Source organism: Gimesia algae (genome assembly GCF_007746795.1).
GTDB lineage: Bacteria > Planctomycetota > Planctomycetia > Planctomycetales > Planctomycetaceae > Gimesia > Gimesia algae.
The window spans coordinates 3,025,087-3,047,737 of the sequence record NZ_CP036343.1 but is presented as its reverse complement, the minus strand read 5'-3'; the positions used below and the strand labels follow the sequence as shown (position 1 = coordinate 3,047,737).

The 22,651-nt window shown below is 52.9% G+C and carries 16 protein-coding genes; 5 read left to right on the top strand and 11 right to left on the bottom strand.

Features of this window, described 5'->3' with window-relative positions; translation table 11 throughout:
- Positions 1 to 19: 19 nt before the first annotated feature.
- The 3 genes from Pan161_RS11070 to Pan161_RS11060 all read right to left on the bottom strand — a co-directional run bounded on the left by Pan161_RS11070 (position 20) and on the right by Pan161_RS11060 (position 2,911).
- Complete coding sequence (locus tag Pan161_RS11070) at positions 20 to 943, bottom strand: ATP-grasp domain-containing protein (protein ID WP_145226760.1); 924 nt, start codon at positions 941 to 943, stop codon at positions 20 to 22.
- Between the two features lie 35 nt (positions 944 to 978).
- Entirely contained in the window at positions 979 to 1,929 is a 951-nt protein-coding gene (mch, locus tag Pan161_RS11065) for a methenyltetrahydromethanopterin cyclohydrolase (protein ID WP_145226758.1), read from the bottom strand.
- 61 nt (positions 1,930 to 1,990) lie between these two features.
- A complete protein-coding gene (locus Pan161_RS11060; protein WP_145226756.1) occupies positions 1,991 to 2,911 on the bottom strand; it encodes a dihydrodipicolinate synthase family protein in 921 nt (306 codons plus the stop codon).
- A 415-nt stretch (positions 2,912 to 3,326) separates the two neighbouring features.
- Here Pan161_RS11060 and Pan161_RS11055 point away from each other — a divergent pair, with 415 nt between their 5' ends.
- Positions 3,327 to 3,641 (top strand): hypothetical protein, encoded by a 315-nt coding sequence (locus Pan161_RS11055; RefSeq protein WP_145226754.1) that lies wholly within the window; start codon positions 3,327 to 3,329, stop codon positions 3,639 to 3,641.
- Positions 3,642 to 3,668: 27 nt separating this feature from the next.
- Here the strand turns inward: Pan161_RS11055 and Pan161_RS11050 are convergent, their stop codons facing one another.
- The 3 genes from Pan161_RS11050 to Pan161_RS11040 form a co-directional block, all read right to left on the bottom strand.
- Positions 3,669 to 4,466, bottom strand: a complete 798-nt coding sequence (locus Pan161_RS11050; protein WP_145226752.1) for a putative hydro-lyase — start codon at positions 4,464 to 4,466, stop codon at positions 3,669 to 3,671.
- 6 nt (positions 4,467 to 4,472) lie between these two features.
- A complete protein-coding gene (locus Pan161_RS11045) occupies positions 4,473 to 5,009 on the bottom strand; it encodes a peptidylprolyl isomerase (protein ID WP_145226749.1) in 537 nt (178 codons plus the stop codon).
- A gap of 183 nt (positions 5,010 to 5,192) precedes the next feature.
- Entirely contained in the window at positions 5,193 to 9,041 is a 3,849-nt protein-coding gene (locus tag Pan161_RS11040; RefSeq protein ID WP_232103696.1) for a hydantoinase B/oxoprolinase family protein, read from the bottom strand.
- A 328-nt stretch (positions 9,042 to 9,369) separates the two neighbouring features.
- Between Pan161_RS11040 and Pan161_RS11035 the strand changes: the two genes are divergently transcribed.
- Complete coding sequence (locus Pan161_RS11035; RefSeq protein ID WP_145226746.1) at positions 9,370 to 10,104, top strand: Bax inhibitor-1/YccA family protein; 735 nt, start codon at positions 9,370 to 9,372, stop codon at positions 10,102 to 10,104.
- Between the two features lie 87 nt (positions 10,105 to 10,191).
- Here Pan161_RS11035 and msrP read toward each other — a convergent pair whose 3' ends face one another.
- Positions 10,192 to 11,199: a protein-methionine-sulfoxide reductase catalytic subunit MsrP gene (gene msrP / locus Pan161_RS11030; protein ID WP_145226744.1), complete on the bottom strand. Its 1,008-nt coding sequence runs from the start codon at positions 11,197 to 11,199 to the stop codon at positions 10,192 to 10,194.
- Between the two features lie 304 nt (positions 11,200 to 11,503).
- Here msrP and sthA point away from each other — a divergent pair, with 304 nt between their 5' ends.
- Positions 11,504 to 12,994, top strand: a complete 1,491-nt coding sequence (gene sthA / locus Pan161_RS11025; protein WP_145226742.1) for a Si-specific NAD(P)(+) transhydrogenase — start codon at positions 11,504 to 11,506, stop codon at positions 12,992 to 12,994.
- A gap of 60 nt (positions 12,995 to 13,054) precedes the next feature.
- On the opposite strand, the gene Pan161_RS11020 is transcribed toward sthA, so the two are convergent.
- The 3 genes from Pan161_RS11020 to Pan161_RS11010 all read right to left on the bottom strand — a co-directional run bounded on the left by Pan161_RS11020 (position 13,055) and on the right by Pan161_RS11010 (position 18,338).
- The gene (locus Pan161_RS11020; RefSeq protein WP_197995829.1) at positions 13,055 to 14,032 is read right to left on the bottom strand and encodes an RluA family pseudouridine synthase; all 978 of its coding nucleotides are present in this window, start codon (positions 14,030 to 14,032) and stop codon (positions 13,055 to 13,057) included.
- Positions 14,013 to 16,688 (bottom strand): aconitate hydratase AcnA, encoded by a 2,676-nt coding sequence (gene acnA, locus Pan161_RS11015; protein ID WP_145226738.1) that lies wholly within the window; start codon positions 16,686 to 16,688, stop codon positions 14,013 to 14,015. The genes Pan161_RS11020 and acnA overlap by 20 nt, the downstream gene beginning before the upstream one ends.
- A gap of 225 nt (positions 16,689 to 16,913) precedes the next feature.
- On the bottom strand, positions 16,914 to 18,338 hold the full coding sequence (locus Pan161_RS11010) for a neutral/alkaline non-lysosomal ceramidase N-terminal domain-containing protein (RefSeq protein ID WP_145226736.1): 1,425 nt from the start codon (positions 18,336 to 18,338) through the stop codon (positions 16,914 to 16,916).
- Positions 18,339 to 18,602: 264 nt separating this feature from the next.
- On the opposite strand from Pan161_RS11010, the gene Pan161_RS11005 reads away from it, so the two are divergent.
- Both Pan161_RS11005 and Pan161_RS11000 read left to right on the top strand, forming a co-directional pair.
- A complete protein-coding gene (locus Pan161_RS11005; RefSeq protein WP_145226734.1) occupies positions 18,603 to 19,880 on the top strand; it encodes a hypothetical protein in 1,278 nt (425 codons plus the stop codon).
- 179 nt (positions 19,881 to 20,059) lie between these two features.
- Positions 20,060 to 21,220, top strand: a complete 1,161-nt coding sequence (locus tag Pan161_RS11000) for an acyltransferase family protein (RefSeq protein ID WP_145226732.1) — start codon at positions 20,060 to 20,062, stop codon at positions 21,218 to 21,220.
- On the opposite strand, the gene Pan161_RS10995 is transcribed toward Pan161_RS11000, so the two are convergent.
- Positions 21,178 to 22,530 carry a glycosyltransferase family 87 protein gene (locus Pan161_RS10995; protein ID WP_145226730.1) on the bottom strand — a complete coding sequence of 451 codons (1,353 nt, stop codon included), beginning with the start codon at positions 22,528 to 22,530 and terminating at the stop codon, positions 21,178 to 21,180. The two genes, Pan161_RS11000 and Pan161_RS10995, sit on opposite strands and share 43 nt — an antisense overlap.
- Positions 22,531 to 22,651 lie beyond the last annotated feature (121 nt).

Here is a 22,651-nt window from a genome sequence, read left to right as displayed (position 1 = left end):
ATTTCAGAATGATTTCAGTTTAATGTGAAGCAGTGGGCTTATTGTTTCGTTTCTGTTCGAGATATTCAATGACCAGCGTCGCGACATCAATGTTTGTTGCCGACTGAAAGCCACGCCAGCCTGGTACAGCATTGACTTCCAGCAGATAACATTCGTCAGGAGCGTCAGCAGGAGAGAGCAGATCGACGCCCGCAAATTCGGCATCCGTGAGCGCCGCTGCCTGGACAGCCAGTTCGACTTCCCGATCGGTCGGATGATAGAGCTCGGCCTGTCCCTGGCGAGAGACATTCGTGCGAAAATCATTGTGACCGTGTCGGCGGATGGCACCGATCACTTTACCATTCAGGAGCAGGATCCGCAGATCATAGCCGGGATGAGCAATATACTGCTGCAGATAAATCACTGCCTGGGTACGTTCCAGCGTGCGAAACGAACGGTAGGCAAGATCGGGATCACTGATGCGAAAAATGCCACGCCCTTCCGAACCAAACAGTGGCTTGACCACAACATCACTACCCATCTGTGAAAAATGCTGCAAAGCTGCTTCCGAAGATTCACAGATCGCAGTGGCAGGGACAGGCAGACCGGCGGCGGCGAGTCGGGATGTGGTCAGATATTTATCAACCGCGCATTCAATGGCACGCGGAGAATTAAAAACCGTGATTCCTGACTGTTCCAGCCTGCCCAGCAGGTCCATGCGAAACACAACCTGTTCCAGGGAACCCGGGGGCATCGTGCGAATAATCAGGCAGTCGAAGTGCGGAAGACTGATCTGCGTCTGTTCTGCATCGTAACTGAAAAACTGTTCGCGGGCATTGTTATTGACGAAAGCAGCCATGTCTCGGAATTCGATTTTGGACGCTTCGTGTCCGCGTGTGCGGGCTGCCTGCTGGAGTTGATCGCAGTACCAGCTGACCTGATTTCCCAGAATGGCAATCTGCACGTACGTAATTCCATATTGAGACGGATGCCGAAGGGTTAGAATCCAAAACTGTTTTTCAAAAGTCCCGTGTTCATCTGGCCGAACTGAAATACATTTCCGGTATCCAGGTTCTGAAAAATAATCACCGCGGGGCTGAAGAAACTGGGGTCGATTTCATAGAAGTCATGATTGGCTTCTGCGAAGACATCCAGAAACGGTTTTCCATAACAGGCAGCGGAATCGGAAGGGATGGCAGGACCAATTTCCAATAGCGATTCATCATCGCCGGTAACCCAGAGCGTCACGGAACCGCCATACAGGATGGAATCGTTAGTGCGACCGATGCCTGTCAGGTGATCTTTGGCGACAGGCGCCAGGGGAGCCGTACCGAATCCGGCCTGCACCCGATGCACATCAAATTTACATTCCAGCAGCTTATGCATGGCGGTTTCCACCGAGCGGGCGATGACCTGCATGTTACCTGCGATACTGGATGTGGGAGCGACCAGCAGCACGATGTCTTTGGGGTCGACGCCTGTCGCTTTGGAAATTTTCTCAACCACGTCCACACCGGGTAAGGTATTCGATTCCAACACGCCGACGGTCTTGTCAGGTGATTCTCCAAAGCCCAGGACTCGATACAGGTCTTCCACCTCGGCAGCAGCCCGCATGGGGCCGGAGCCCATCGCGAAAAATTTATCGACGTCAATTTTCCAGCCGGCATACTGACTCAACAGACAGGCTTCGACAGGATGATCGGTCTGAACCTGCAGGTACGGCAGGGAGAGACCTTCCAGTTCTCCAGGTATCAGTTGAATGTGACAGAGGTCGGCCATGCAGATGCGGGCCAGCAATAATCCGGCCTGGAGACCCGCGGGAGTTTCAATTCCACAATCCACAACGATCGCGCCGTTCTGCAGGGCATGCGGTATGACTTTCAGTTCACCCGCTCTGGCAAGCAGCTGTTCTGTCAACAGGCACGCTCGTTCGTTTAAAACTCCGCTCATAATGTTTCATTCAATTCGAAGTACAATGTAAGAGAAACAGGTGTGCGTCCGGGGAAGGCAATTACAGGCAACCCACTTCGGTCATAATCGTGCGGGTCCGCTCTATCAACTCGGGGGTGCAGGCCGAGAACGGGTGGAACAGGGTGTCGTGTTCGATCACGCCGCGCAGGCGAAGTGCCGTTTTCATTGAGCCAATGATATAACCCACATTCATGGTTCCATCGGGGCAGACAAACACTTCAAATAACCGGACGATGGCTTCCTGGAATCGGACTGCTTCCTGGTGGTTGTTGGCAGCGGCGGCTTCATAGAGTTGGACGAATAATTCCGGTCCGACATTCGCCAGTCCAGGGACCGTTCCGTCAGCGCCTGCCAATACCACGGCATGCACCAGCATTTCTGCTCCTGTAAACAGTTTCATGCCGGCAGGTTTGTTGGCCACCAGGCGATGAAAACTGACGGCATCGCCACTGGAGTCTTTGACCCCAATCACAGTGCCTTCTCTGCCCAGGGTCATCAGTGTGTCCATTTCGATTTTGACTTTTGTCATCACAGGGATGTCGTAGGCAAAAATGGGGATGTCGACGGCTTCCCGAATGGTGCGGTAATGGACGAGCATGTCTTTCTGGCTGGCCGGATAATAATACGGGGGGCAGACGACAATCGCATCGGCGCCCTGTGCCTTTGCGACTTTAGCCTGCTCGATAATCTGTTCGGTTCCCGGAGCAATCACTCCCACCAGCAGGGGGACGCTGCCGTTCACAACTTTGGAGGCGATCTCAGTTGCCTCGTGACGGTCTGCTTCACAGAGCAGAGGTCCTTCACCAGATGTGCCAAACAGGAACAGGCCATGGGCACCTTTGTCGAGCATGAAGCGGTAGACGGATTCAGCAGAAGCTGCATCAAGCTTGCGATCAGGAGTTAGTGGTGTAATGACCGGAGGGAGCACTCCCTTCAGTTGTTCGGAAAGGTTGATTGCCATGAGTTCTCGTACCAGAATTTAAATTCAAAACAAACAGGGATCCGTTCCGGTTTCACAGATGGTGTGTCGCATCAACACAGATCTGGTAACAGCAGTGGCCAGGAACCTGTTTCAGACAGGTTCCATTTTCCCTGATAACATATCTACTGAGCCCGGAAGCAGGATCAGACAGGTATTAATTTATACCAAACTGGATTCCCAGATGCGATGAATCAAGGGGCTTGAGTGAGGGAATCTGGCAGTCAGACTGGATTTGTCAGCAATCAAGTATCTGTACTGCTGGTCGGAACGGTTCTAAGGAATATAGGGAATCTTCAGTTCCGGGGGGCTGCACAAACTTCAGAAACAATCAGGTCAGTCACTTCGATTCAGAGAATTTTGTATGAGTAATTAAAAAAAGAACTGGAGCAGGCTGATGACGGCTCGATATAATGGGGGCATTATGAGAAACGAACCACAGAAAACAATTTGTCTCGACCATCAATGCGAAGAAGATCAGGCCACACCGTTCGGCATGGTCTGCCCGGTTTGCAAGCGTCGACTCTATACCAGTCCCCCGCGCGGTAATTTGATGAGCTTCTGGGAGAGTCAACCTGTGGCTTTCAGTCTCGATCGTGAGCCTTGCTTTGCTTACTCACTGATGTGGGAAAACTATCGCATCCGTTCGATTCATCTGCCTGAGCAGAATGTGTCTGCTCATGAATCTTCTTCAGTAGAATCGCATTCCTGAGTAAGCGGAAATCCATGGCTGCTCTGTTTAAAGAGACGCCAGGTCTTTATCTTTCAGGTCAGAAACAAACATGCAGCCCGGGCTGTGCGTGATGGCAAAATCCGGTTTCGCCTGCATCAGCACTGCCTGCGGAGTCACGCCACAGGCCCAGAAGACAGGCAGTTCATCTGATTCGACAGCGACAGCGTCTCCATAATCAGGCGCTGAGAGATCGTGAATTCCCAGTTGCTCCGGAAAGCCCAGATGCACAGGAGCACCGTGAACAGCGGGAAATCGTCCGGTAATCTGCACGGCACGAATGGCATCGGCGGGTTTGAAGGGGCGCATTGAAACCACCAGTGGGCCGCTGAACATTCCCGCTGACTCACAAGGGATCGTCGTGCGATACATGGGAACGTTGGTCCCCTGATCAATGTGTCGCACGGAAAGGTCCGCTTCAATCAATGCCGCTTCAAACGTGAAGGAACAACCAATCAGGAAGGCGACCAGATCCTCCTGCCAGAGCGAAGTGATTTCTGTTGGCTCGTCCACAAGTTCGCCCCGTTGCCAGACGCGATAGCGGGGCAGATCGGTCCGCAGATCAGCCGCTTCTGCCAGTTGATGCAGACAGGGATCACCTGGTTTTGTGACTTCCAGCAGCGGACAGGGTTTGGGATTCTTTTCGCAGAATTCCTGAAACTGACGTGCTTCTGCCTGGGGGAGGATCACGAGATTCGCCTGGGCAAACCCGGGGGCGAGCCCCGATGTCTGCCCGGTGAATTCTCCGCTGCGACACGCCTGTCGCACGAGTGCGCCTGTCTTCAAGGATGTTCGATCAACGCCCATCGTCCATTACTTTTCAGTAACAATGACTTCTGAACCGGTGATTTTGACATCTTCGAGCGGTCGGTCGCTGTGGTTTGTTTCCACATCACCGATCGACAGTACAACGGCTTCGCTTTCCGCATCGCTGGTTTTGCCGAAGACGGTGTACTGGTTATCCAGGTGAGGAACACGCCCCAGACAAATGAAGAACTGCGAGCCGGCTGAATTGGGATCGTTGGTACGAGCCATCGATAAAATGCCGGTTTCGTGGGGCAGATTATTGAATTCGGCATCAATTGTATAGCCCGGGCCACCAGTTCCTGATCCTTGCGGACAACCGACCTGCACGACAAAGTCGGGAATGACTCGGTGGAAAATAATACCATCATAAAATCCGATTTTGGTCAGACCGATGATATTTTTGCAGTGTCCCGGGGCCACATCGGGATACAGATCCATTTTAATAGTACCTTTTGTGGTTTCGAACACGACCTGATAGTTGAATTTCTCAAAATCAACATCAGCCAATGCGGCATCCACTTCGGCACGACGATTTTCGGACACGGTAATTTTCCTTCTCTCTGAAACGGGGTTGTCTGTAAGATTTCCTGTTATTTTGGCCCTAAACGTCACCTTACCGCGTGACAGAGAAAATCACAAAGCAGATGGTCGCAATATTGCCTAGAACCTGCATTTCCAGGTCTGGACATTCAAAATCTACCTGAGTGGGTGAATAGGTTATTGAATTTACCCAGGCTTCTCAGTTTTCCCAAAGCCCCCGCCGCCGGGCGTTTTGATCGTCAATTTATCGCCGGCAGCAACGGAGAGAGAGAATTTTCCTCCCAGTGATTCTGAAGTGGATCCGTCCGCTTTAGTCAGCAGATTTTCGCCGATCTGTCCCGGCGCCCCTCCCGCCAGACCGAAGGGAGCGTATTCTCCTCTGCGTTCGGAAATCAGCGAAATCTGTAATGGTTTCAGAAATTCAATCTGGCGAATAATGCCAGCACCGCCGTGGTGTTGTCCCGCACCTCCCGATCCCTGTCGAATCGAGAATTCGTGCAATCGAACGGGGTAACGGCGTTCGATGATCTCGGCATCCGTCAAACGAGTATTTGTCATGTGAGTATGCACAGCGTCGGCTCCCTCCTGTTCGGCAGTCGCGCCGCTTCCGCCACAGATCGTTTCATAATAACCAAACGTCTCATCTCCAAACGTCAGGTTGTTCATCGTTCCCTGGCTGGCGGCTGCTTTGTTGAGGGCGCCTAATAAAGTGTCGACAGTGCGCTGCGAGGTTTCGACGTTGCCGCCTACCATCGCCGCACATTCTGCGGGCGTTTCCCGTTCGGGGGGATTCAGAAAACATTCAGGCAGTATGATTTCGATCGGAGTCAGCACGCCGCTGTTTAAGGGAATGTCTTCCTGGATCAGACAGCGGAAGACATACAGAACGGCGGCATTCACAATGGCCCGATTGGCATTCAGATTGGTTTCCAGAACCGGTGCAGTGCCTGTGAAGTCCACTACGGCGCTGGAGTTCTTAATCGTGATTTTAACAGACAGCGGCGCGCCGTTATCCAGATGATCGGTGAAGGAGTAAACGCCATCTTCAATCTCAGCTAATGCAAGTTGCATTTTTTCGGTGGCTGCCTGCTGGATATGTTTCATATAAGCCAGCACCACGGTCAGCGAGTAGCGGCGGACCAGGTCGTTGAGCAGACTCACACCACAGTTATTGGCGGCAACCTGGGCAGAGACATCCGCGAGATTATCTTCGACCGAACGTGAAGGATGTTCACCCGATCTCAGCAGTTCACGCAAAGCATCTTCACGAGAAGAGCCCTGGTCGACCAGTTTGAAATTGCGGATCAGCACGCCTTCATCCGCCAGGGTTTTAGAAAACGGTGGCATACTGCCGGGCACTATTCCGCCGATCTCTGCATGATGGGCGCGACTGGCAGTGAAGAAGATCAATTCGTTTGTTTCCGCGTGATGCACGGGAGTGATGACGGTCACATCAGGTAGATGCGAGCCGCCCCGGTAAGGATCGTTGGTCACAAAAACATCACCGGGTGCCAGATCCGGGTTGTCGGCGATGATGCGTTTGACGGTTTCACTCATGGCGCCCAGATGCACGGGGATATGGGGCGCGTTGACCACCAGATCACCGGTGGCAGAAAAGACGGCGCAGCTGAAATCGAGTCGTTCTTTAACATTGGTCGAGATCGAAGTTCGCTGCAGCGTAATGCCCATCTGTTCGGCGATGGAAGCAAACAGATTGTTGAAAATTTCCAGCATGACCGGGTCGGCAGTAGTGTCAATTTCTGTCGGGATTGCGGAACTCTCAGAGGTCACTCGCATCAGTGTTTCTCCGCGCGAGAGAATGCTGGCTGTGAAGCCGGGGTCAATGATGACGGTGGAAATCGCTTCGCAGATAATGGCAGGGCCTGCAATTTGATCGCCGGGATGCAGGTCTTCGCGCAGGTAGACCGCCGTGGGCTGGACCGTTCCCTGAAAACAGGCCTGCGTTGTTTCAGATGGTGTGGGGCTGCGATCAATCAGTTCCGTTTCCGGCAGGTGGGGTTCTTCCATACGTCCGACAATCTCGGTGCGCATCGCAGTGACCTCAATGGCCCGACTCTTGTGAGAGTAACCATACAGTCGCTGATGTTCCTGTTCGAATCGTGAGAATTCGTCCTGATCCGACTGACAGTTCACCTGGATGGTCGCGTCGGTTCCCAGGTAACGCATTTCCAGCGAGTGCAGGGGGGCGTCAATGCGTTCTGCGGGAATGCCTTCGGCGCGGACTTCTTCGTAAACACCTTGATCGAGTGCTGTGAATCGTTGCTGCAGTTCCTGTTTGAGATCGGCAGACCAGGTCTGCAGGACCGACTGCTGTCCGAAACGGCGCACATCAGCCTGGCCGATGCCAAACGCACTCAGAATCCCCGAATAAGGGTGAATCAGAACTTCATGAATGCCCAGTGATCGGGCAATCGCACAGGCATGTTGAGAACCAGCGCCCCCGAAACTGACCAGGGCATAGTCAGCGGGATCATAGCCACGGGCCACCGAGATATTACGGATGGCGCGAACCATGTTAGCGTTCGCGATCTGTAGAAAGCCTTCTGCCAGTTCGAGTGGGGTGTAAGTCTTTCCCATGGGAGAAGCAGCAATCTCTTCGCAGAGCTGCGTCAGACGCTGCTCGACAGACTGTCTGTCTAAGACGAAGGGAAAGCGACTGGGGATGATTTTGCCTAGGTACAGGTTCAGGTCGGTGACGGTGAGCGGTCCGCCCCGTCCGTAACAGGCGGGACCAGGATCTGCACCGGCACTGTCAGGACCGACGTGCAGCTTGATGCCATCAAAGCCACAGATACTACCACCGCCAGCGGCGACCGTTTCAATACTCAGCATGGGGGCTACAATTCGCACCCCTGCTTTAGTCGTTTCGAATTCCCGCTCGTATTCGCCGTCGAAGCGGGAGACGTCAGTACTCGTGCCTCCCATGTCAAAGCCGATGGACCGGGGAAAACCGGCTGTTTCAGCAACGCGCGAATAGCCAATCACACCTCCTGCAGGGCCGGAGAGAATGCTGTCTTTGCCGACAAAATGATTGGCATCGACAAGACCGCCGGCGGATGTCATCAGTTTCAGTTCACAGTTTTTGAGTGGCGTGCGGAGCTTGCGGATGTAGTCTTTGAGGATCGGGTTCAGATAGGCGTCCATCACGGTCGTATCGCCGCGGGAGACGATTTTGATGAGTGGCGACAGGCGGCTGGAAACACTGATTTCGTCAAAGCCGGCTTCGGCAGCGAGACGGGCGACCAGTTCTTCATGCTCGGGGTTGGCGAAAGAATGCAGCAGGCAGATCGCCAGCGATTCCACGCCGGTTGCTTTCAGTTGATCAAGTTGCTCACGAATACGAGCAGGATCGGGGGCGCGGAGTACATTGCCTTCCGCGTCGATCCGTTCCTCAATTTCCAGAGCGGTTTCAAAAAGGGGTTCCGGTTTTTGAATGGCCAGATCGAACAGCCGCGGGCGGTCCTGGTTGCCGATCAGCAGGACATCTGCAAAGCCTTGCGTGGTGATGAATGCCGTTCGGGCACCATTGCGGGTGAGCAGGGCATTGGTGCCACGCGTGGTTCCCAGTTTGACGCTGATATCGGAAATAGGGTCGGATTTTTTCAGATCCAGAATCCAGCGGATCGCCAGGACCGGGGCTTCTTCACCCGAAGCGAGTTCATAGCCTGTAGAGATCTGCACCGTGGGAGGCAGAGCGGGTTGGAAGGTGAGGGTTCCGGTCAGGTTGTCAAACCGCGTCACTTGTGCGGTATGCAGGGATTTTCCCTCATGATTCAGAAATTCAATCTGATACTCCAGCCAGAAGTCTGCCGGGTTGCCGACCCGGGAGGGGTCAACAATCGTATCAGGGGCAGTAACTTCCTGTACACGTCCTTTGGTAATACCCGAACTAAGGGTTTTAAAGGGAATGAATTCATTGCTGGGGGCACGGGCAATGCAGTCTGTGAAGGTACCGCCGACATCGATCCAGAATTCCCAGTTTCGCTCTGTTTTTCCTGATTTCAATTCATTCATTTCATCAAATATTTCGTAGGCTTTCACAATTATTTTGTAGAATATTTTGAATTCTGTGATGTAAACTTACGTACTTACGTATGAGATATCAGAACAAATTGCCCGCAATAACGAAAGTGCTGTACCCAGTGGGAGAATAAAAGCGCCTGATAAATTAACTGTAATATAAAGAGTACCCGGCTGTACTTGAATTATGTGCACCGAGACCTATAATTATCCTGCCTGCCAGCTGCGGATGTAAACGTGGTGACAGCAGACTGATCAAACTGATGACCCAAACGATGTTCGTCTGGAACATCTCTTCTCACTCACTTGGAGAAACCTGTCAATGAATAACTACACTCCTGATTATTATGACCAGGATACAACGGCTGGCGGCGGCGTCTTTGCCATTGACGCAATTGCTTCCGAGCGCGCCGCATTTATCCGCAAGACCTACATGCACCTTGCCGGTGCGATTTTTGTTTTCATGGGACTGGAATTTATCATTTTCAGTACCCCCGCCTTAATGCGACCTATACTGGGACTATTCACTGTCAGCCCCTGGATCATTCTGATTGCCTTCCTGGGAGCCAGCTGGATTGCCAGTTCCATGGCATCAAGCGCCAAATCACTGGGGACGCAGTATGCTGGGCTCGGGCTTTATACCCTGGCGGAAGCGATCATTTTCGTGCCGATCCTCTTTTATGCAAGTTCAATGTCAGACCCGACAGTGATCCCGATCGCGGCGATCATTACCCTCTGTATTTTTGGAGGACTGACGGCTTATGTTTTAGCAACCGGCGCGAATTTCTCCTATCTGGGGGGCGGGCTGTCAATTGCTCTGATGGCTGCGATTGGCATCGCCATCGGTGCTGCGTTTTTCGGGGTCTCGCTGGGACTCTGGTTCTCTGCTGCCATGGTGCTGCTGATGAGCGGTTTCATTCTGTATGAAACATCAAATATCCTGCATCAATATTCGACCGATCAGTATGTGTCTGCTTCACTGGCTTTGTTTGCCTCTGTTGCCACACTGTTCTGGTACGTACTGCGGATCGTTATGATGTTCAGCTCTGATGACTAATTCTGAATGAGCATCTGACTGAGATTAAATGAAAGCCCCGGTAGTATGAATGCTACCGGGGCTTTTTTTATCTTCAAACTCTGCTTTTCAGCCTGTATACAGGCTGGCGACATATTCGCCATAGCCGTTAAATGGTTGGGTGTCGTAGCGTTTTTCGGTTCCCAGCATCCATTCCGTGCGCTGGCTCCAGCGGGGATGGGGTACGTCGGGTTCTACATTCGCGACAAATCCGTATTCTTCAGGGTTGACGGTATTCCAGAACGTCGCCGGCTGGTCTTTAGTGAGTCTGATTTTTACGATGGATTTGCCCGACTTGAAACCATACTTCCAGGGGACCACCAGTCGAATCGGGGCGCCATTCTGTTTGAGTAAAGGTGCGCCATACAGGCCGGTGGCAATGAAGGCCAGATCATTCATCGCTTCAGGCATCGTCAACCCTTCCGTATAAGGCCACGGCCAGGTTCCTGCGCCGCTGGATTCCATATAGGGGGCCTGTTTGGGTTTGTTGAAGGTTTCAAAGGCGACATATTTCGCTGACGCTTTTGGCTCTACCAGTTTCAGCAGACTAGCCAGAGGGAAACCGGTCCAGGGCACGCACATTGCCCAGGTCTCGACACAGCGATGCCGATAGGCGCGTTCTTCAAATTTCAATTCTTTGAACAGGTCATCCAGATCAAAGGTACGGGGCTTTTCGCATTCGCCTTCCACAGTGACTGACCAGGGAGCCGTTTTAAAGTTTTCTACATATTTCCAGGCCTGTTTAGAAGTGGGACCCGTGAACTCGTAGAAGTTGGTGAATTTTTCCGCTTCAATGTCTTCTGTTTCCGGTCGCCCGTATTTGAAAGCAGGATTCCGCTCCGCCGGGTAAATCGAACTGTCTTGTTGCGGTACAGGCGTAGTCGCTCCCGCCTGTTCGATTTCTTCTTTGGTCGCCTGTTCACAGCCCGTGAGCAAGCCCGCAAGCCCGGCAATGCCCAGGCCTGTTCCCATGCGCTGCAGGAATTCCCGGCGGTATAGTTTCCGGTTTTGAAATACTTCAATAGGGGTATGTTCGTGTTCTGGAACATTCCAGATTTTTCGGGTGTGGTGATTCATCGAAATTCCTTATCGCGAGTCAGCTGAGAGAAGAACCGGTTACGCCGAGGTTGCTGCGTTGTGATTCTCCCCTGAGAGGCATTCCAGATCCATGTTGCTGGTAATATCAGTATAACCGTCAAGTTACACGCAAAATAGCCTGTTTCATTGATTGCTTCAATGTTTCTATCTTCGTCAGACGACCAGTATTCCGAAGTTAGAGGTGTCCGTTTACGTAGAAAAGTTCAGCCAGTCTTCTCATTTTGACATGCGGCGCAAGAGAGCCGTTTCCGGGAAGAGAGTCTGACGCATTGAGAGTGATCCGATGAAATACGACATAGTAATAATAGGAAGTGGTCCCGCCGGCCAGAAGGCTGCGATTGCCGCTTCGAAACTGGGGAAGCGGGTTGCCATTATTGAACGCAACTTTCGTGGCATGGGGGGCGTCTGCCTGCATAAAGGAACGATTCCGTCCAAGACCATGCGTGAAGCGATATTGTATCTGACCGGTTATCGCCACCGGGATGTCTACAGCAAGTGGTACCGTCGCAAACGTCGGATCACAATGCAGGATCTGCGCTTGAAACTAGCCGATGTGGCAGAACATGAACTGGAAATCATTCATGATCAGCTGGAGCGGAACGGTGTGGAAGTATTTATTGGTGAAGCCAAATTCGTCGGTCCGCATGAAGTGGAAGTCGACTGTGAAACAGGGCGGAAACAGCTGTATGGCGATTATATCCTGGTCGCAACCGGGACCAAGCCCTCCCGTCCGCCACACATCCCCTTTGATGGCCAGACGATTTTCGATTCGGATGAAATTATTGATCTGAAGGAGATTCCGCGTTCGATGATCGTTGTGGGTGGTGGTGTGATCGGTATCGAATACGCCATCATGTTTGCGACGCTGGGTGTGGAAGTGACGGTACTGGATGGTCGCGAACGTCTGCTGGAGTTTTGTGATCGAGAGATTATTGACGCGCTGATCCATCATGCCCGTTCCCTGGGAATGATCTTCCGGATGGGAGAAGAAGTAGTCGGCATCGAGCGGTTTTCCGATACGATGGCAGCAGTCCAGACGGAAAGTGGCAAACGCCTGGTGGCAGATTCGGTGTTGTACACAGTGGGACGTGTGGGCGATGCAGACGAACTGAATTTTCAGGCAGCCGGTCTGGAGCCAGATGAACGCGGTCGACTGTGGTGTAACGAAGAGCATCAGACCTGGGTGCCACACATCTACGGGGCTGGTGATATCGTCGGTTTTCCGGCGCTGGCCAGTGTGTCGATGGAACAGGGACGGCGTGTCGTCTGTAATGCCTTCAATGAACCGTTTGAAGCGTTCGATATTATGCCCTATGGTTTATTTACGATCCCTGAAATTTCGATGATCGGCAAAACTGAGCAGCAGTTAACCGATGCGCATATTCCTTATGAAGTAGGAGCGGCCCGTTACCGGGAAATCGCGCGGGGACAGATCTCCGGCGACCGCGAAGGGATGCTGAAGATTTTGTTCCATCGGGAAACATTAAAGATTCTGGGCATCCATGTGATTGGCGAAGCCGCTACGGAGATTGTGCACATCGGGCAGACGGTCATGTCCTTTGGTGGAACAATCGAATATTTCCGAAACGCGGTCTTCAACTACCCGACGATGGCAGAATGTTACAAAGTGGCCGCCTTCGATGCGTTTGAGAAAATGAGCCTGGATCGTCTGTTTGAAGAATCGAAGCTCACCAAATTCAGTAGTGACGTTGAACTGCACAAACTGGAAGATCAACCAGCCGAACTGGATGAAGAGGAAACCGTAGAAGTTTAACCTGTGTGAGACGATATGAATTGAGGAACATAGTGTGACGGTCACTATGCGAAATGGTTGTTATACACTCCAGGCGCTCCGTATCCGCTGGAGTGCCAGGTCAAAATCAGCTGGTACTCCGGCGGACATTTTCATCCGCAAATTGGTAACGGGGTGCGCGAACTCAATCTGCTCGGCATGTAACGCCTGCCTGGTGATCAGCGTGCGGTCATCAAGCAGCCTGGCATCATTACCATAAAAGTCGTCGGCGATGATGGGAAATCCCAGTTCGGCCAGATGCACGCGGATCTGATGCAGACGTCCGGTTTTGGGAAATGCGCGAATCAGTGAGTGCCCGGGGAGACGTTCCACGACTTCAAAACGGGTAAACGCTGCTTTGGCCCGCAGCGCCTGTGGATGAGTGGTCATGCAGACGCCTGCCTGGGTGGGATGTTCGCCGATGGCGTCGCTGTTTTCAAATGCATCCTGTTCCGGCTGATCGCGGACAATCGCCAGGTAAGATTTGCTGACCCGGTTCTGCTGGAATTGAATCGAAAGGCTCCGGTGTCCCAGATGCTCTTTGGCGATGATCAGGATCCCGCTGGTGAACTGGTCGAGACGATGCACTATGCCCGGCCGCAGCAGGCTGGGAACACAGGTTTGCTGATCCAGATAATACTGCAGGGCGTTAGCGACTGTGCCTGAGAGGATGTTTCCTGCGGGATGCGCAATCATACCCGGTGGTTTATTGATGATGATCAGCCATGCGTCTTCATACAGAACTTCCAGAGGCAGTCGTTCTGGATCGTATGTTTTATCGGGCGGTTCCGGCAGTCGGATACTGATCTGCTGACCTCGAAATACGCGCTGCAGCGGATCAGCGGGGATGCCATTCACTTTAGCAAAGCCCGCCTGTACGATGCGCTGCAGACGATGGGTCGAGTAATTTCTGAAATGACGACTGAGAAACCGATCGATGCGGGCACCGTCCAGGTAATCCTCGACAATCAGATCGGCTTCAAACGCAGTCTCCATCAACTCAGGACGTTGCCAGATCACGAAGTACTTTGTGCAGAATTCCACCATTGCGGTAGTATTCGACTTCGACGGGAGTATCAATACGACACTGGACGGTAAACAGAACTTGAGTTCCGTTCTCCTTGGTTGCAGTGACGCGGATAGCCTGTCCTGGTTTCAGGTTGTTATCCAGTTCGATGTCGAATGTTTCGGTGCCATCGAGTCCCAGTTCTTCGCGGCTTTCTCCATCGCGGAACTGCAGAGGCAGTACGCCCATGCCGACCAGGTTGGAACGGTGAATTCGCTCAAACGAAGTTGCAATGACGGCTTTGATGCCCAGCAGGAATGTTCCTTTGGCAGCCCAGTCGCGTGAGGAACCCATGCCGTAATCGCCGCCGGCCAGAACGACCAGTGGAGTACCGGCTTCTTTGTATTGGAGCGAGGCTTCGTAGATGGAAGTCTGCTCGCCGGTTGGCAGGTAAGTCGTCACACCGCCGCTGGTCCCGGGAGCCAGCAGGTTGCTGAGGCGAATGTTCGCGAAAGTCCCGCGGGTCATCACCCGGTCGTTACCACGGCGGCTGCCGTAGCTGTTGAAGTTTTCCGGCGTGATGCCGTTTTCCTGCAGGTATTTCCCGGCGGGGGAATCTGCTTTGATGGCACCGGCGGGTGAGATGTGGTCGGTGGTGACCGAGTCGCCTACCGAAACCAGAACCCGCGCGTCATTGATCGAGCTGATGGGAGCCGGTGTAGCGGGCATGTCGACGAAGAAGGGTGGTTCCTGAATGTAGGTACTGTGTTCATCCCAGGCAAAAATGTCTCCGTCCCCGCCATTGATGGCCTGCCATTCGGGAGACCCTTCGGTGGCTTTGCCATACTCATAGCGGAACATTTCCGGATTGATGGACGATTCCATTGTCGCGTTGACTTCTTCCTGAGAAGGCCAGACATCTTTCAGAAAGACATTGTTACCGTCCTGATCCTGTCCCAGTGGCTCCGTGCTGAGGTCGATGTCCGTCGTGCCTGCGATCGCATAGGCAACCACGAGTGGCGGACTGGCGAGGTAGTTGGCTCGTACATCGGGGCTGATGCGTCCTTCGAAGTTTCGGTTACCGGACAGGACGGCTGCCGCGACGATGTCGTTTTCGTTGATGGCTTTGGAAATGGGGGCGGGCAGCGGACCACTGTTGCCGATACAGGTAGTGCAGCCATAACCGACCAGATTAAAACCAAGCTGATCCAGGTAAGGGGTCAGGCCTGCTTTTTCCAGGTAGTCAGTCACAACACGGCTTCCGGGGGCCAGGCTGGTTTTGACCCATGGTTTACGTGTCAGCCCTTTTTCTGCAGCTTTCTTCGCCAGCAGACCTGCACCGATCATGACGGAAGGGTTACTGGTATTGGTACAGCTGGTGATGGCGGCGATCACAACCGAGCCATCTTTCAGATTGAAGTTCTGGTCGTTATATTCAACGGCAACACTGGTATCTGAGGGGTCCTGCTTGCCAAATGTTTTGCTGAGGTCGCAGTGCCAGTGTGATTTCATATCGGTCAGAGCGATACGGTCCTGAGGACGTTTCGGCCCGGCCAGCGAGACCTCAATGGTCGAAATATCGAGTTCGAGTTTGCTGGTGAATTTGGGTTCGGGAGAACTGTCCGTGCGGAACATGCCCTGTTCTTTGTAGTAACGTTCGACCAGATCGACTTCCGCCTCGGTACGCCCTGTACGGCGCATGTAGTTCAGCGTTTCATCGTCTACAGGGAAGAAGCCGATGGTGGCCCCGTATTCGGGCGCCATGTTGGCGATGGTGGCACGGTCTGCCAGGCTCATGTTGGACAGGCCGGGACCATAGAACTCAACGAACTTGCCGACAACACCGTGTTCGCGAAGCATCTGCACGATACGGAGCACGAGGTCAGTGGCTGTCGCAGCAGGGGGAAGTTTGCCGCTCAATCGGAAGCCGACGACTTCGGGTGTCAGCATGTAAATCGGCTGACCGAGCATGACGGCTTCGGCTTCGATCCCACCAACCCCCCAGCCAACGACGCCCAGGCCGTTGATCATCGTGGTGTGGCTGTCGGTTCCCACCAGGCTGTCCGGATAGGCAACGCCATCTTTGGTAAGTACGACTTTAGCCAGGTACTCGAGGTTGACCTGATGCACGATGCCGGTGGCAGGAGGGACGACGCCAAAGTTATCTAGAGCCTGCTGACCCCAGCGGAGAAACTGGTAGCGTTCCTGGTTGCGTTCGAATTCTTTTTCAACATTGTGTTGCAGGGAGAGTCGGGTTGCGAATTCATCGACCTGTACCGAGTGGTCAATGACGAGGTCACAAGGTACCAGTGGATTAATTTTCTGGGGATCACCGCCGAGGCGGACCATGGCACTGCGGAGGGCAGCCAGATCGACAACAGCGGGCACGCCGGTAAAGTCCTGCAGGACGACGCGGCCTGGTTTAAAGGGGACTTCGACGGGATTGGGTGATTCCGCACTCCAGTTGGCGAGATTCGTGACGTCGGATTCGTTGACCACGAAGCCATCCACGTTTCGCAGACAGGATTCGAGCAGCACGCGGATGGAATAGGGAAGTGCTTCGATATTGCCGATGCCATCATCAATCAGTTTCTGCAAGCGGTAATAAGTGAATTCACTACCAGCTGCCTTTAATTGACCTTCCGCGCCAAAAGGATTTCCGGAAGCCATTACTCTCTCCTCAGTACTACGTTAATATTGTCAAAAATTGATTTCAGATTCCCACAGAGAACCTGTGTCGATTTAAGTTGCTTAATAGATCTGAATATATAGCATTCTAGGACTTCGGTTCCCGCGCGACAAACGGCTGGCGCTTAAAAACGCAAAACATCCTCAGAAGCTGTCATCCAGCAGTCATAATCAGGGTCGAAGCAGCTATTTTAGCGAAGTAGAGTGCTATTTTCCATTGCGGACCTTTTTGACCTGTCTGCGGGCACTCTCGACGATTTTATCTTCGATTTCGTCTGACCAGCGGTGGGCGGGTAATCCATAGACCATCATGGATGTGTTCCCTTCATAGCCCCAGCGGGATGATTTACGTGGGGGGACATCTTCTTCCAGGACCCGTAGTGAAGGGGTGTAAGCCATCACATCATTACAGTAGCCGGCGACCCAGGTGTTGGGGCCGAACTCTTTTTTCATCCCCAGAGAATAATCGACGACGACCTCGCCTCCAATGGTGATCCAGAGCTGGGTCTTTCCCAACTGCCAGACCTGGACCGGGAAAGGATAAGATGTAATGAAAGGTTTTCCGGAGTTGAGCTGCTTGAGCAGTCGAGTTCCCCAACGGGTGACATAGGAGTTCGGATTTCCAGCAGCGATTTTTTCGAGCTCTGCTTTCGTGGGGGCATCTCCCAGCTTAATGTCGGTGATTTCGATTTCGGTTTTCAGTTCAGGATCGAGTTCGACCATGGGGAGTCTCACCGTATCGGCGACCGCATGTGCCAGTCGTGAGCCATAGGATTCTGCCAGTTCCTGTGTGCGGCGGGGCAGTGGATTCTGGTCCGCACCACCACCCATATAAAACATGGCAGTGACGCCGGGAAACATGGCTTCCACATCGTATTGCGCGAAACCGGCATAGTCTCCACACCACTTCTGGAAACTCAGTGTCGTATTGTGGCAGGCATAACCAAAGACGATGGTTTTGAGTTTTCCGTCTTTGTCTTTGACAGCGAGTACGGGGACACTGTGGTCCACGGGCCCTTTGAGATCGTGTGCTTTTCTGAGCCCGGGCACTTCCGATTCAATATTATTGCGGCGGTTGACAGCGAAACTGGTAAGTCCCGTACCTGACCAAAGAGTCGCTGGTTGAAGCGCTTTGATGGCTTTTCCGACAGCGTCGACCAGTTGTTGTTCCAGTTTTGTTGAATAGTTTTCGATCTGTTTGATGTGTTCGGGGGTCAGTGGATAGATGTCATGCAGGGCACCGCGGAGTACTGGCCCGCAGTGAGTGTGCGAACTGTTCAGCATGATCTGGCTGCGCTCCAGCTTGTATTTCTCTTTCAGTGCCGCACAGACATTGTTGTAGATTGACTGGGGAATCCCCAGGGTATCGGTCGAAACAATCACCCCTCGATGACCGTCATGGGCTTCGATGACCAGGACTTTCATCCAGAGATCGTGGATTTTGCCGTCCGCGGGGGCGGTACGTCCGCCGTAACCGGCCATCCAGAGGTTTTCTTCCGGCGTAATCACGACGCTGACCGAAGCGGCTTTCCAAAGCGCTTCAGATGCTGAACTTCGGACGGGGTTTACCAGAAAGAGGCTGCAGAGCAGGAGCGGTAGAAATCCGAGGCGAATCTGCGTTAGATATTTCATGGAGAAGACCTCTCACTTAATGAGTGCAAATGACGAACAAACTAAACATTCTTTAAAAACTGTTCATTCAGGGTAAAGTGGGAACGGTGACATATCAAGCGTACGGGATATGAGCTTGCCTGTTTCGACAATTATAATTTGTTTCTGGTATGAAGCGTGGTACAATTGTTTTCGCACATCATCTGCTGCAATCAACCACGTCTTCTGCAATCAACATTTCTGTAAATCCAATGCCGGGCTGAATCAACAAGGAGGAAACTGTCTGTGGAGTCAGCAGCAAAAATCATCAATTCATTGTGTTTCCGGTCGGTGCTGGTGTTTACGTTTCTGGTAACCGTTTCTGTTGGCAGTCTCTCTGCCCAGGGAAATCGACGTGCGGTGAACCAGCGGCCTGCCTCTCCCGCTGCGCCAGCAGATTACCGCTCCAAAAATTTTCTGATCCATACCGATTTGTCGGCTGAGGACGCAAAAGATTTACTGGAACGCCTGGAAAAAATGCTGGTCATCATTTCGACCTACTGGGCGAGTCCAAATCGGACTGTGATTGAATGCTACGTGGTGAAGGATCTGGCGAACTGGCCTGCGGGGAGTCTGCATCCGGCGGGGATGCAGTCGGTTGAGGGGGGAGGTGGCGTCACGATGAGTCGCACCACGTATCGGGGGGGACAGATTGTGGCTGCTAAATCGATTGTGTATGCAACCGCGGGCAACGGAACGCCTCAGCACGAAGCCGTGCACGCCTATTGCGCACAAACTTTCGGTCGTACAGGGCCAGTCTGGTACAGTGAAGGCATGGCCGAGATGGGAAATAACTGGAAAGTGGTGCCCCGAAAAGGCCAACCACTGGCCGTTACCTGTGAGCAATATGTGATTGATTATATCAAGCGGAGTGAACCTAAAAGCCTGAACGAGATCGTCAATTCCAGAGAAACAACCGGGGATTCCTGGCAGAATTACTGCTGGCGGTGGGCGTTGTGTCATTTACTGGCAACAAATCCAAATTATGCCGCGCGGTTTCGGCCGCTGGGACTTGGTTTGCTGATGAATAAGCCGGTCTCCTTCAATCAGACTTATGGATCGATGGACCGCGAGATTTCATTCGAATATCTGTTCTTCCTGAGACACTTTGATCAGGGGTATCGCTGTGATCTGTGTCAGTGGGACTGGAAAACCAAGTTTCGTAAACCTAATTCGGTACGTCCGCTGACTTCCAAAATCTTAGCAAACCAGGGCTGGCAGGCCTCCCGGGTGCTTGTGGAAGAGGGGCAGGAATATCAGATTTCAACAGTGGGAGAGTGGAACACTGCCACGGAAAGTAAGAACGTGACTGCCAGTGGGGATGATTCCGGGAGTGGTACTTTGATGGGGGTCGTCCTGTATGAAAACGAAGATGAGGAATACAAGTTGAGTGAAGCATTCGAACTGGGTGAAGCAGACCGTTTTCAAGCGCCCGCGAGTGGAAAGCTGTTTCTCCGATGTCGCGACCACTGGCACGAACTGGCTGATAACAGCGGAAAGATTTCAGTCAAGATCGGCGAATAAACCTGCCCGGGCAGACTGGATATGGCGTTCTGATCCAGACAATCGTCAGAATCGATTCCTGTCGTGCAGCTTGACTGGCTTTCCGGCAGGCGGGCATTGTGCCATAGGGGGCTGTGGTGGAAAATCAACTTTGGTGAATCCGTCTGAACTTTTCTACTGCCTCTGATGTACGCTGTACCATGAACGTCCCCCCACTCAAATCGGTTGACTCTGCGAAGCATGTGCCAGCGCTTGATGGGGTGCGCGGCGTGGCCATCCTGCTGGTCCTTTTTTTTCACAGCGGTCTGATCATTGTTTCCGGAACAGGAACGGCAGGGCAGATCTATGAGATTGTCTCCCGGTCCTGCTGGTGTGGCGTGGATCTGTTTTTTGTGTTGTCCGGATTTCTGATCACCGGCATCCTGCTGGATACGCGAGAGAGCCCCCATTACTTTCGCAACTTTTATCTGCGGCGGATTCTGCGAATCTTTCCGCTGTACTATGGCGTCATCCTGTGGCTGTTTCTCCAGAATCCTGAGTTTCCTGATCAGATCTGGTACTGGCTTTACCTGCAGAACTGGGGACCGGTTTTCGGGGGAAGTACACCTCCCATGGTCGTGCAACCGTTCTGGTCCCTGGCCGTTGAAGAACAGTTCTACCTGCTGTGGCCGTTTGCTGTCTGGTTACTGGGGCATCGTTCCCTCGGAGTGTTTTGCGGATCTCTGTTTCTGTTGTCTCTGATTTCACGGTGTGTGGCCTGTTATCAGGGAGTCGATGCGATGACCGTTTACACAGTCACGCTGTTTCGACTGGATACCTTAAGCGCGGGCGCATTGATTGCCGTCTGGCTGAGAAATCCTGTGCTGGAATCGTATCTGGATCGACGGGCTTTGACCGGCCTGATTATAGTCGGTTCTGGTTTGCTGACGGTGATCGCAGTCGATCACGGGTTTTATATTGACGGGCCTGCCAGTCAGACCATCGGGTACTCTCTGTTTGCTGTCGCGAGCGCATTGCTGATCGCAGTGGTCGTATTAAAGTCGACGCAGTCAGGCATTTTGAGCCGATTGCTGGAAAACCCGGTATTGCGCTACTTCGGAAATCGCAGTTACGCGATCTACATTTTCCAGATGATGGTGTTGATCCCTGTCAGAAAAGTGTATCTGACTTACTGGAATGTGACTGATGCGAGTCCAATACGAAGTGTTCTCGCGTTTTGTGCCTCGGTCTTGATTATCCTGTTACTGTCTGAAATCAGCTGGCATTGTTACGAGAAACAGTTTCTGAAGCTGAAGCGTTTTTTTCCACGAGAGGAACCTCAGGAAGCGACTCCGGTGGTTGTTGAATCCTGCGCAGATTGACGGGCGGGGAATTCATTAGGCCAGAGCAGAGTAATCATGAAGAGCAGGGCAAAGCACTGATAGGAAAGTGCCGTCAGCGACTGCCAGGGGATTGCGACCATGCCTCCCTGTTGCCAGGGAGCGGAAGCTGTTGCAGAAGTTATGGTTTTCTGAGCGGGAATCAGCAGGGCCCAGGTGAGTCGCGGGCTGATTATCAGAGCAAGGAGTGTCAGATTCACCAGCCAGCGTTTTCCCGAGTAGGGAGGGTATTCTTCCACTAATATCCCGATAGGAACCAGCAGGATGATGAAATAATGATGCCAGGTGGTAGGAGTCATCAGCAACATGGCGACAATCGTAATGGCAAAGCTTTGATCGCTGAATTTTGCATGGCGGGTTTTCCAGATGACGCCCGCCACCAGCGCAGTCAGTGCCAGCCAGGATGTCCAGACCGTTCCCCGCAGGAGCAGCGGGGAATCAACGACGGGGCTGATCGTGTCTGTAGGCCGATCAAACAGGCGTTCCCAGAAGGCGAGCAGCGATGCGTTGCCCCAGTTGTTGGTGATGTCGGCCAGGGAAGGCAGCACCACTGTCAGATAGTCGTGATAAGAGGCGCTGCCAAAGATGGCGATTGTCAGCAGGGTAATGCTGCCAAAGGCCAGCGCCCCACCCGCGAGTGCGTGAACGTCGCGCCTGATCAGAAAGTAGAGGAACAGATAAGCGGGATAGATTTTGACTGCCGTGGCTAATCCCAGGCAGGCACCTGCCATCAGAGAATTTCCGGACCGCCCTGTTTTCCAGGCGGCGACAATCAGCAGTGCAAGCAGCAGGTTTGGTTGTCCCTGGATCAGCGACTGTTGCAGCGGATCACAGGCCAGCAGGACCGTCAGTAAGGCGAGGAAACTCCAGAATGTCATCCGGATTTTGAGCGCCTGTACGATCCAGAAGATCGCCAGAAAAAGCATACCCAGGGATGACAGGCTCCAGGCAAGTTGCGCGTCCTGATAGGTGAGCCAGGCAAAAGGGACTGCGATCAGGTTGGCCGAGGGAGGATGCGTGTTATAGCGATCGAAAAATCCGTCCGAGTTGGTCAGTTTCAGGTTCAGGTGTTTGAGTAACGAAACTTCCTGATCAGCGTAAACGGGCATGCCTGACAGGCGATTCTGGACGGCGGCCCACTCTTTGAAAAAGTCGAACACCTGGCCATCGGCCGGACGTAGCGCGGCGAGGTATCCGGGAGCAAAGACTGTGAGTGCTAACAGGAACAGGATTACCCACAGAATTTTCCGTGCCATCGGCCAGTAATTCTGTTGTTCGAATGAGACGGTCACGTTTGACTCCGGGAATCAAATCAATACACCAGACACAGCGATTCCCTGCAGTATCTGTATTGGCGGGTTTTTATTTTGACAGGCGCTGATCATTAGACTCGGACCTCCCTGTTGTGTCCAG